The 12,099-nt window shown below is 55.0% G+C and carries 8 protein-coding genes; 7 read left to right on the top strand and 1 reads right to left on the bottom strand.

Going from position 1 to position 12,099, the window contains the following annotated elements:
• The first annotated feature begins 86 nt into the window (after positions 1 to 86).
• From cmoM to ACPXSQ_RS02835, 7 genes are all read left to right on the top strand, one after another.
• Positions 87 to 872 carry a tRNA uridine 5-oxyacetic acid(34) methyltransferase CmoM gene (gene cmoM, locus ACPXSQ_RS02805; RefSeq protein ID WP_426142700.1) on the top strand — a complete coding sequence of 262 codons (786 nt, stop codon included), beginning with the start codon at positions 87 to 89 and terminating at the stop codon, positions 870 to 872.
• Positions 869 to 2,191, top strand: coding sequence for a chromosome partition protein MukF (mukF, locus tag ACPXSQ_RS02810; RefSeq protein WP_013025250.1), 1,323 nt, complete (start codon positions 869 to 871; stop codon positions 2,189 to 2,191). Before cmoM ends, mukF begins: the two co-directional genes overlap by 4 nt.
• Complete coding sequence (mukE, locus tag ACPXSQ_RS02815; protein WP_019106194.1) at positions 2,172 to 2,897, top strand: chromosome partition protein MukE; 726 nt, start codon at positions 2,172 to 2,174, stop codon at positions 2,895 to 2,897. The genes mukF and mukE overlap by 20 nt, the downstream gene beginning before the upstream one ends.
• The gene (gene mukB / locus ACPXSQ_RS02820) at positions 2,894 to 7,360 is read left to right on the top strand and encodes a chromosome partition protein MukB (RefSeq protein WP_029568572.1); all 4,467 of its coding nucleotides are present in this window, start codon (positions 2,894 to 2,896) and stop codon (positions 7,358 to 7,360) included. Before mukE ends, mukB begins: the two co-directional genes overlap by 4 nt.
• A 169-nt stretch (positions 7,361 to 7,529) precedes the next feature.
• A complete protein-coding gene (ldtD, locus tag ACPXSQ_RS02825) occupies positions 7,530 to 9,347 on the top strand; it encodes a L,D-transpeptidase (RefSeq protein WP_029568573.1) in 1,818 nt (605 codons plus the stop codon).
• A gap of 185 nt (positions 9,348 to 9,532) precedes the next feature.
• On the top strand, positions 9,533 to 10,081 hold the full coding sequence (locus ACPXSQ_RS02830) for a YcbK family protein (protein WP_013025254.1): 549 nt from the start codon (positions 9,533 to 9,535) through the stop codon (positions 10,079 to 10,081).
• 39 nt (positions 10,082 to 10,120) lie between these two features.
• Positions 10,121 to 10,750 carry an MBL fold metallo-hydrolase gene (locus tag ACPXSQ_RS02835; protein ID WP_014593331.1) on the top strand — a complete coding sequence of 210 codons (630 nt, stop codon included), beginning with the start codon at positions 10,121 to 10,123 and terminating at the stop codon, positions 10,748 to 10,750.
• Between the two features lie 41 nt (positions 10,751 to 10,791).
• On the opposite strand, the gene ACPXSQ_RS02840 is transcribed toward ACPXSQ_RS02835, so the two are convergent.
• Complete coding sequence (locus ACPXSQ_RS02840; protein WP_013025256.1) at positions 10,792 to 11,982, bottom strand: amino acid aminotransferase; 1,191 nt, start codon at positions 11,980 to 11,982, stop codon at positions 10,792 to 10,794.
• Between the last annotated feature and the right edge of the window lie 117 nt (positions 11,983 to 12,099).

Genomic DNA, 12,099 nt, shown 5'->3' on the forward strand with positions numbered 1-12,099 from the left:
GCGCAAGAATGGTATCAAAGCTTCATTCTTACCGTACCTGTGACAAAATAGCATATGTTTCACCGCAGCATACCGGAGCCCACGCCATGCAGGATCGTAACTTTGACGATCTCGCGGATAAATTTTCGCAAAACATTTACGGCACAACCAAAGGCCTGGTGCGTCAGGCCATCTTATGGGATGAGCTGGAAACGATTCTTCCCAGCCTGTCATCCTCCGCGCTGAACGTATTGGATGCGGGCGGCGGCATCGGTCAGATGTCCAGCGGGCTGGCTGGGCGGGGCCACCAGATACTGCTGTGCGATCTTTCCGGAGAGATGTTACGCCGTGCCCAGGAAAATGCGGATGCGCTGGGTGTGAGCCACAACATGCAATTCAAACAAATTAGCGCGCAGCAGGTCGGTGAACATTTGGATAAGTCGGTGGATCTGGTATTGTTTCACGCTGTGCTTGAGTGGGTTGCGGAACCTGAAGCGGTGTTAAAAGCCTTGTTTGATACACTGCGCCCCGGCGGCGTGCTGTCGTTGATGTTTTACAACCTGCATGGGTTAACATTACGCACCCTGACGCTGGGCAACTTTGGTTATCTGCGCACTAACTTGACCAAACGCAAGAAGCGCACGCTGTCACCGGACTATCCCCGCGATCCCGATGACGTGTATCGTTGGCTGGAGAACTGTGGTTTTCAGATTGAACGGCGTGCCGGGATTCGCGTATTCAGCGATTATATGAAGCCGCCTAAAGGCGAGCCAAAGAGCGACGACGAAATTATTGAGATGGAGCGGCGCTTTTGCCGCCAGGAACCCTTTTTAAGCTTAGGGCGTTACATCCACGTGACCGCGCGCAAACCCGGGCAGAAGGACGAATTATGAGTGAATTTTCCCAGACGGTACCGGAGCTGGTATCCTGGGCGCGCAAGAATGACTTCTCGCTTGCGCTGCCAGTTGAACGTCTGGCTTTTTTGCTGGCCATCGCCACGCTAAATGGCGAACGCATGGACGGTGAAATGAGCGAAGGTGACCTGATTGATGCGTTTCGTCACGTCAGCAAAGCCTTTGAGCAAACCAGTGAAACGGTGTTGGTACGCGCCAACAACGCCATCAACGATATGGTGCGCCAGCGCCTGTTAAACCGCTTTACCAGTGAGTTAACCGAGGGCAATGCGATTTATCGCCTGACCCCGTTGGCCATTGGCATCACTGATTACTATATTCGCCAGCGGGAATTCTCCACGCTGCGCCTGTCAATGCAGCTTTCTATCGTGGCGGCGGAGCTGAAGCGCGCCGCAGATGCGGCTCAGGAAAACGGCGATGAATTTCACTGGCACCGCAACGTGTTCGCGCCGCTGAAATATTCGGTGGCCGAAATCTTCGACAGTATCGATATGACGCAGCGCCTGATGGATGAGCAACAGCAGGCGGTTAAGACGGATATTGCCGAACTGCTGAACAAAGACTGGCGAGCCGCGATTTCGAGCTGTGAAATGTTGCTGTCGGAAACCTCAGGTACGCTGCGTGAACTGCAGGATACGCTGGAGGCGGCGGGCGATAAGCTGCAGGAAAATCTGCTGCGCATTCAGGATGCCACGCTGGACAGCCCGGATCTGGGTTTTGTCGACAAACTGGTTTTCGATTTGCAAAGCAAACTCGATCGCATTACCAGTTGGGGGCAGCAGGCCATCGATCTCTGGATTGGCTACGATCGCCACGTGCACAAATTCATTCGTACCGCCATCGATATGGACAAAAACCGCGTTTTCGCCCAGCGTTTGCGTGTTTCTGTGCAGAACTATTTTGATGCGCCCTGGGCGCTCACCTATGCCAACGCCGAACGTCTGTACGATATGCGTGACGACGAACTGACGCTGCGCAATGACGAAGTTATGGGCGAATTGCCGGCCGAGCTGGAGTTTGAAGAATTCAATGAAATTCGCGAGCAGCTGGCGGCCATGATTGAAGAAGCCTTAGAGATTTATAAAACGCAGCAAAAACCGCTCAACCTCGCCGCTGTGATGCGCGACTATCTGGCTCAATATCCACGCGCGCGTCACTTTGACCTGGCGCGTATTGTGGTGGATCAGGCCGTGCGGCTCGGCGTAGCGGAAGCCGATTTAGCCGGCTTGCCTGTGGAATGGCAAGCCATTAATGATTACGGAGCCAAGGTGCAGGCACATGTCATCGACAAATATTGAACAAGTGATGCCGGTTAAACTGGCACAGGCACTGGCAAATCCTATTTTTCCGGCGCTGGACAGCCAGTTACGCGCCGGACGCCACATTGGTATCGAAGAGCTGGACAATCACGCTTTTCTGATGGATTACCAGCAGTATCTGGAAGAGTTTTACACCCGCTACAACGTTGAGCTGATTCGCGCGCCAGAGGGATTCTTCTATCTGCGTCCGCGTTCAACCACGCTCATTCCCCGTTCTGTCCTGTCTGAGCTGGATATGATGGTCGGTAAAATCCTTTGCTATCTCTATCTCAGCCCGGAACGCCTGGCGAATGAAGGCATTTTTACCCAGCAGGAACTTTATGACGAGCTGCTGTCTCTGGCGGATGAAAGTAAACTGCTGAAACTGGTTAATCAGCGCTCAACCGGCTCAGATCTCGATCGCGCCAAGCTGCAGGAAAAAATGCGTGCGTCTTTAAGCCGCCTGCGCCGTCTTGGCATGGTGTGGTTTTTTGGCAACGACAGCAGCAAGTTCCGTATTATCGAGTCCGTTTTTCGCTTCGGCGCCGATGTGCGCAGCGGTGACGATCCGCGGGAAGCGCAGCTGCGCCTGATTCGTGTCGGTGAGGCAATGTTGCTGGATAACGCCACGGCCACGACTGAGGCTGATGACAGTGATGAGAATGACAGCGATGCGGGTGATATCGCGGAGGAAGAACAGGCATGATTGAACGCGGCAAATTTCGTTCGCTAACGCTGATCAACTGGAACGGTTTTTTTGCCCGAACCTTTGATCTCGATGAACTGGTCACCACGCTGTCGGGCGGTAACGGGGCAGGCAAGTCAACCACCATGGCGGCCTTTGTAACGGCGCTGATCCCTGACTTAACGCTGCTGCACTTCCGTAACACGACCGAAGCGGGTGCGACCTCAGGCTCACGTGATAAAGGCCTGCACGGTAAACTCCGTGCCGGTGTTTGCTATGCCATGCTGGACGTCGTCAATTCACGTCACCAACGCGTGGTGGCGGGCGTCAGACTGCAGCAGATCGCCGGACGCGATAAGAAAGTCGATATCAAACCTTTCAGTATTCATGGTTTACCTACAGATACGCTGCCTACTGATATGCTGACGGAAATCCTCAACAGCCGTCAGGCGCGCGTGTTACCGCTTAATGAGGTAAAAGAACGCGTTGAGGCGCTGGAAGGCGTGCAGTTCCGTCAGTACAGCTCGGTCACCGACTATCACGCCATGATGTTTGATCTCGGCGTTGTCCCGCGTCGTCTGCGTTCGGCCAGCGATCGCAGCAAGTTTTACCGCCTGATTGAAGCCTCTCTTTACGGCGGTATCTCCAGTGCGATTACCCGCTCGCTACGTGATTATCTGTTGCCGGAAAACAGCGGCGTGCGTAAAGCCTTTCAGGACATGGAAGCGGCGCTGCGCGAGAACCGTATGACGCTGGAAGCGATCCGCGTCACCCAGTCGGATCGTGACCTGTTTAAGCACCTTATTTCTGAGGCCACCAGCTATGTGTCGGCGGATTATATGCGTCATGCCAACGAGCGACGCATCCACCTCGACAGCGCCTTACAGCTGCGCAATGAGCTGCTCAGCGGTCGCAAACAGCTGGCTTCTGAACAGTACCGCCATGTAGAGATGGCGCGCGAGCTGGCCGAACATAGCGGGGCGGAAAACGATCTCGAAGTCGATTATCAGGCGGCGAGCGATCACCTGAATCTGGTGCAGACGGCGATGCGCCAGCAGGAAAAAATTACGCGCTATGACAGCGATATTGAAGATCTTACGATCCGTCTGGAAGAGCAGAGCGAAGTCGTTGCTGAAGCGCGCGAAATCCAGGAAGAAAATGAGGCCCGGGCCGAAGCCGCAGAACTGGAAGTGGATGAGCTGAAGAGCCAGTTGGCCGATTTTCAGCAGGCGCTGGATGTGCAGCAAACCCGTGCTATTCAGTATCAACAGGCATTACAGGCGCTGGAACGCGCCCGCACGCTTTGTCAGTTGCCAGACTTAACCATCGATAATGCCGCCGAATGGCAGGCCAGTTTCCAGGCCAAAGAAGAAGAAGCCACCGGGCAACTGCTGAATCTGGAGCAGAAGCTGAGCGTAGCAGAAGCCGCCCACAGCCAGTTTGAACAGGCGTTATCACTGGTCACCAGCATTGCCGGTGAGGTTAGCCGCAAAGAAGCCTGGCAGGTCGGGCGCGATCTGCTGCGCGATGCCAGCAATCAACGTCACCATGCCGATCAGCTTTCCTCCCTGCGCCTGCGCCTGAATGAACTCGAACAGCGCCTGCGTGAGCAGCAGGAAGCCGAGCGTCTGCTGGCAGAGTTCTGTAAACGTCAGGGGCAGCACTACGATCCTGACGCGCTGGAAGGCCTTCAGCGTGAGCTTGAAGCGCAAATCGAGCAGCTGAACAGCAGCGTGGCAGACGCGGGCGAACAGCGCATGATGATGCGTCAGGAACTTGAGCAACTGCGCGAACGTATCACCGCGCTGACCGCGCGCGCGCCGCACTGGCTGGCCGCGCAAGAAATCCTGACTCAGCTCAGTGAGCAAACCGGTCAGGACCTGGCCAACAGCCAGGATGTGACGGAATACATGCAGCAGCTGCTGGAGCGCGAGCGTGAAACCACCGTTGAGCGTGACGAAGTCGCAGCCCGCAAGCGTGAAATTGAGCAGCAGATTGAACGCCTCAGCCAACCGGGCGGTGCCGAAGATCCTCGCCTGAATCAGCTGGCTGAGCGATTTGGCGGCGTACTGTTGTCGGAAATTTATGATGACGTAACGCTGGACGATGCGCCTTACTTTTCTGCCTTGTACGGCCCATCGCGCCACGCCATTGTCGTACCCGATCTGTCGCTGGTGCGCGAGCAACTCGATGGCTTAGAAGAGTGCCCGGAAGATCTGTACCTGATCGAAGGGGATCCGCAGTCGTTTGATGACAGCGTGTTTAGCGTAGACGAGCTCCAGAACGCCGTCGTGGTAAAAGTCGCCGAGCGTCAGTGGCGCTATTCCCGCTTCCCGAAAATCCCGCTGTTTGGTCGGGCGGCGCGCGAAAACCAGCTTGAATTACTCAATAACGAGCGCGACCGGCTGGCGGAACGTTACGCCACCTTGTCGTTTGACGTACAGAAGACGCAACGTCTGCATCAGTCATTTAGTCGCTTTATCGGCAGCCATCTTGCGGTGGCCTTTGATGATGACCCAGAAGCGCAAATCCGTCAGCTCGGCGCCCGTCGCGGTGAGCTGGAACGTGCGCTCAATCAGCATGAAAGTAATAATCAGCAACAGCGTCAGCAGTATGAACTGGCCAAAGAGGGCGTTGCACAGCTTAACCGCCTGCTGCCGCGCATCAGTCTGCTGCGAGATGAGACGCTGGCGGATCGCTGTGAGGAGATTCGCGAGCAGGTTGAAGAGGCACAGGAGGCCGCGCGTTTCCTCCATTTACATGGCGCAAAACTGGCCAGACTGGAGCCGATGCTTGCGGTACTGCAAAGCGATCCTGAACAGCATGAGCAGTTGCAGGCGGATTACCAGCAGGCGCAGCAACAGCAACGTAACGCGCGTCAGCAGGCGTTTGCCTTGACAGAAGTGGTGCAGCGTCGTGCGCATTTCGGCTATGACGACTCTGCCAGCATGCTGGGCGGCAACAACGATCTCAGCGACAAACTGCGTCAAAGGCTGGAGCAGGCAGAAGCCGAGCGCAGCCGCTGTCGTGAGCGTTTGCGCGCCCATCAGTCGCAGCTGACGCAATATTCTCAGGTGCTGGCATCGCTTAAAAGCGCCTACGATGCCAAGCGCGATATGCTGAAAGAGCTGCAGCAGGAAATGCAGGATATCGGTGTTCAGGCCGATGCCAGCGCGGAAGAACGCGCGCGTATCCGCCGCGATGAACTTTATACGGCGTTAAGTCACAACCGCGCCCGCCGTAATCAGCTGGAGAAACAGCTCACTTTCTGCGAAGCAGAAATGGACAACCTGCAGAAAAAACTGCGCCAGCTTGAACGTAACTATCACCAGATCCGCGAACAGGTGGTGAGTGCTAAGGCGGGCTGGTGCCTGGTGCTGCGTCTGGTGAAAGATAACGGTGTTGAACGTCGTCTGCACCGTCGTGAACTGGCTTATCTCAGTGGCGATGAACTGCGTTCCATGTCGGATAAGGCACTGGGCGCACTGCGCCTGGCGGTGGCCGATAACGAACATCTGCGCGATGTGCTGCGTTTGTCTGAAGATCCGAAACGCCCGGAACGTAAGATTCAGTTTTTCATCGCCGTGTATCAACATCTGCGCGAACGTATCCGCCAGGATATCATTCGCACGGACGATCCGGTTGAAGCCATCGAGCAGATGGAGATTGAACTCAATCGACTGACGGAAGAGCTGACGGCCCGCGAGCAGACCCTGGCTATCAGTTCACGCAGCGTCGCGAATATTATTCGTAAAACGATTCAGCGTGAACAGAACCGTATCCGCCAGCTGAATCAGGGGCTGCAAACCGTGAGCTTTGGTCAGGTGCGCAGCGTCCGGCTGAACGTCAACGTGCGCGAAACGCATGCCATGCTGCTGGACACCTTGTCTGAAGAGCACGAACAGCATCAGGATCTGTTTAACAGCAACCGACTCACGTTCTCGGAAGCGCTGGCTAAACTCTACCAGCGTCTGAATCCGCATATTGATATGGGGCAGCGTACACCACAAACCATCGGTGAAGAGCTACTGGATTACCGTAACTACCTTGAGATGGAAGTCGAGGTCAACCGGGGTTCAGATGGCTGGTTGCGTGCCGAAAGTGGCGCGCTTTCCACCGGTGAGGCCATTGGTACGGGGATGTCAATTCTGGTCATGGTGGTGCAGAGCTGGGAAGAGGAATCACGTCGCCTGCGCGGTAAAGATATTTCGCCTTGCCGTCTGCTGTTCCTGGATGAAGCCGCACGTCTGGATGCGCGCTCGATCGCGACCCTGTTTGAACTCTGTGAGCGACTGGAGATGCAACTGGTAATCGCGGCGCCAGAAAATATCAGTCCGGAGAAGGGCACCACCTATAAACTGATGCGTAAAGTGTTTAACAACACCGAGCACGTTCACGTGGTAGGATTGCGAGGCTTCGCGGCCGATCCACTGCCCGCAAAACGCAGCAGCGAAGCCGATCCGGCGAGCGAAACCACGACATAATATTCACGATGCAGAGATAGTCAAAAACAGCGCCATTAGTTAATCTGGTAACGGCATTTGTCACAGGAGGCAAATGCCGTTTTTATTTGTATACTCAATAATATGAGTAACAGCCCGATCGCAGTTGTTTCCTGACAGGCTGCGCGGTAGATCAATGAAGGGGGCAGGGATGTTACTGTATAAACGCTTCAAAATTCATCAGGTTAGTTCGTGGCTGACGCTAGCGCTCACGCTCATTCCCTGTGCAATGGCTCAGGCTGCGATCATCGCCGCGATGCCCGGTACGCACGCGGCGTACGCCACCACATCCGTCAGTGAGAGTCAGCAGAAGATTCGCCAGGCGTTTTCAGGCGACAGCCAGCCTTTTTACGGTGCTTCTCTGGCCGCGCTCTACGCCGCGCGTAACATGCAGCCGATCTGGCAGGATCATGAAGCCGTACAGAAATTTCAGCAGCAGCTGGCGGAGGTTGCCCTCTCCGGCGTGCAGCCGCAGTTTACCCGCTGGGTCGATCGCCTGACCGATCCTGACATCACAGGCTTTGCCCGTGATGTCACGTTGTCTGATGCGATGCTGGGCTATTTGCAGTTTGTCTCCTCGGTGCCTGCTCAGGGAGAAATCTGGCTTTACAGCACCACGCCCTACAAGCTGGCTGTGCCTTCTGTATCCGTGATCAATGCCTGGCAAAATGCCGTCAATGCGGGCAGTTCGGCGGCGTTTGTTAATTCACTGGTGCCGCAGCATCCGCAGTATCCACTCATGCATAAGGCCCTGAAAAGCCTGCTTGAAGATAAACAACCCTGGCCACAAATTAAAAATCGCGACACGTTACGACCTGGACAGGTCAGTGACGATGTGCCGGCGTTGCGGGAAATTCTTCGCCGCAGCGGCATGCTGAGTGCACAGGTAACCGCACCCGCGCCCAATGAGGATGCCGTTCCCACCGCACCCGTTGCCGTCAGCCACAGCGAGCAGCCTGTCGCCGTCAGCCCTTCGGCCGTCACGGTTAACGATATACCTGCTGCGGCACCCGGTGTTCAGGGTAACGTCCAGAATGCTCCCGCTGCGCCCGGCGGTGTGAATGTTTATAACGATGAGCTGGTCGCGGCGGTAAAACGCTTTCAACAGTGGCAGGGGCTGGACGCCGATGGGGCGATTGGCCTGCGTACACGGGAATGGCTGAATGTCTCTCCTCAACAGCGTGCGGCCTTGCTGGCGCTGAATATCCAGCGGCTGCGTTTGCTGCCGGATGATATGCACAACGGCATTATGGTGAACATCCCCAACTATTCGCTGAATTATTACAACAACGGCACTAAAGTGCTGTCCTCCCGGGTCATCGTGGGACGACCAGATCGTAAAACGCCGTTGATGCGAAGCGCACTAAATAATGTGGTGTTGAATCCGCCCTGGAATGTGCCGACCAATCTGGTGCGTCAGGACATTATTCCTAAGGTGAAACAGGACCCAACCTATCTGTATAAACATGGTTACACGCTGCTGTCTGGCTGGAGCGCCGATTCCGAAGTCATCGATCCCAGCATGATTGACTGGAGCATGGTGTCAGCCTCATCCTTCCCTTACCGCATACGTCAGGCACCGGGGCAAACCAATTCACTCGGTCGCTATAAGTTTAATATGCCAAGCTCGGATGCGATTTATCTGCATGACACGCCGAACCACAATCTGTTTCAGCGCGATATTCGTGCGCTCAGCTCGGGCTGCGTGCGCGTGAATAAAGCTTCGGAACTGGCCGGTATTCTGTTGCAGGATGTCGGCTGGAATGACGCACGTATCTCTGACACGCTCAAGCAGGGCGATACGCGCTATGTACCCATTCGGCATCGCATCCCGGTTAACTTGTATTATTTAACGGCCTGGGTTGCGGATGACGGCAAAACGCAGTTCCGTACAGATATTTACAATTATGATAATACGGCGCGTTCGGCGAGCCAGGTCTTAAGCCGTGCGCAGCAGTTATTACTCTAATAGTTGATTTTCAATCGTTAGTCGTACGGTATGTCCGTTATTCAGTCCTGTCATTCAGGCGGCTTTATCCGGAGCCGCCTTCCAAACTTGCCCATAATGGGTTGACGTGCTACCGCCATAAAGTTATGGTTCGCCAGTACGTTTTTTGCACATGTCTTTGACTCTGCTTTCAGGTAAACCGCTCCATGTCTACAATCGATTCTTTACGTCGCAAACTGCTGCTTTGCGGAAGTGCCGCTGCCGGCCTGGCCTTACTGCCAGAGACCGCGATGGCATCACTCTCCACTTCACGCCCGCGGATATTAACGCTCAATAATCTTCACACTGGTGAAACCCTTAAAACGGAATTCTTTAACGGTAAAAGTTACGACAAAAGTGAATTGTCACGCCTGAACCACTTTTTCCGCGACTACCGTGCCAATAAAACCAAAAGTATCGATCCCCACTTATTTGACCAGCTCTATCGCCTTCAGGCGCTGTTAGAAACGCGCAAACCCGTCCAGCTCGTCTCCGGCTATCGCTCACTGGCGACGAACAATATGCTGCGGGAATCCGGACCTGGTGTGGCAAAACACAGTTATCACACCAAAGGCCAGGCGATGGATTTCCACATTGAAGGGGTGACGCTGGCGAATGTTCGCAAAGCCGCATTAAAAATGCGTGCCGGTGGTGTAGGATATTATCCCAGCAGCAACTTTGTACATATTGATACCGGTCCCGTCAGGCACTGGTAGTAACGTCGGCAACGCTGCGGGTGCCGACCATGGAGCGTTATGAATTATCACATTATCCCCGTCACCGCCTTCGCCCAGAACTGTTCGGTTATCTGGTGCGAAACCACGCGTGAATCGGCCCTGGTGGACCCGGGTGGCGATGCCGATACCATCAGGCAAACGCTGGCGCAGCTTGATTTGAAGCCTGCACAGATTCTGCTTACGCATGGTCACCTCGATCATGTTGGGGCAGCGGCAGAACTGGCTGCATTCTGGCAGGTGCCGCTGGTCGGCCCGCAAAAGCAGGATGCTTTCTGGCTGGAATCCTTACCTACTCAAAGCCAAATGTTTGGGCTGGAATATTGTGCCCCGTTGACGCCGGATCGCTGGCTGGAGGAGGGGGATACCGTTCAGGTCGGTCAGGTCACGCTTGATGTGCTGCACTGTCCCGGACATACGCCGGGGCACATTGTATTTTTTGATGCCAAAGGCCGCTTACTGGTCTCAGGTGATGTGATCTTTAGCGGCGGCGTCGGGCGTACCGACTTCCCGCAGGGTAATCATCAACATCTCATTGATGCGATAAATAATAAGCTGCTGCCGCTCGGCGACGATGTGACGTTTTTACCCGGTCACGGGCCTGTGTCAACGCTGGGGCGTGAACGTCTGACCAATCCTTTCCTGCAATAAAAAATGGGCCAGAGTGGCCCATTTTTTTATACGCGATGCGCTTAAAGTACGGCGACAATCGCCTCGCACAGTGCAGACATATTATCTGGTGTCATACCGGCAACGTTTACGCGGCCTGAATTAACGGCATAAACCCCAAACTCCTCGCGCAGGCGAATGACCTGATCTTTGGTCAGCCCACTGAACGAGAACATGCCATTCTGCTTAATGATAAAGCTGAAGTCCTGCTGCGCGCCTTTATCCGCCAGGGTGTTCACAAACAGTTGGCGCATGCGCTGGATACGCTGACGCATATCAGACAGCTCTTGCTGCCAGATAGTGCGGAGCGCGTCGTTGCCCAGAATCGTGGCCACCACGGCCGCACCGTGTGACGGCGGGTTAGAATAGTTGGCGCGGATGGTGTATTTCACCTGGCTGAATGCGGTGTCGGCCGTCGCGGCATCGCCCGCAACCAGCGTAATCGCACCCACACGTTCGTTATACAGGCCGAAGTTCTTGGAATAAGAACTGGCGACAATCAGTTCCTGATGGCTGGCCGCAAAAATGCGCAGACCTTCAGCATCCTCTTCCAGACCACGGGCAAAGCCCTGGTAGGCAAAGTCAAACAGGGGCAGCCAGCCGTTAGCCAGAGAGAGCTGTGCCAGCTGTTGCCACTGCTCTGCAGTAGGATCGATACCGGTCGGGTTATGGCAGCAGCCATGGAACAGCACCACATCACCGGCTTTCACCTCTTTCAGTGAGGCCAGCATGCCGTCAAAATCCAGGGTATGGTTTGCTGCGTCATAGTACTGGTATTCGCATACCTCAAGCCCGGCGGCATTAAACACGTTTTTGTGGTTCGGCCAGCTCGGGTTGCTCACCCACACGCGCTTAACGGACGTCTGAGTAGACAGGAAATCCGCGGCGACGCGCAGTGCGCCTGTACCGCCCGGCGTCTGCGCCGTGCGGGCTCTGCCCGCCGCGATCAGGGCATTGCCTTGACCAAATAACAATTCCTGCGTGCAGTGCGCGAAATCTGGCAGACCGTCAATGCTCAGGTAATTTTTGCTGGTTTCGTGTTCAAGCAGGTACTGCTCTGCTTTCTTAACGCTGGTGAGCACCGGGGTTTTTCCGGTTTCATCTTTGTAAACACCAATACCGAGATTGATTTTATTGGGGCGGTCGTCGGCACGAAAGAGATCGGCCAGGCCAAGAATGGGGTCAGCGGGTGCAGCAGAGATCGATTCAAACATGAGTCGGGTCCAGTAGCGTGAACTTTAGCAAATGAACCATCAGGTTAACGTCAGCACGGCGAAATGCCAACCGTTTGCGATAAAATTCATCGTCTGTGCGACAGAATTACCCGTTCT

The organism is Pantoea sp. EEL5, from assembly GCF_049892805.1.
In the GTDB taxonomy this organism is placed as follows: domain Bacteria; phylum Pseudomonadota; class Gammaproteobacteria; order Enterobacterales; family Enterobacteriaceae; genus Pantoea; species Pantoea ananatis.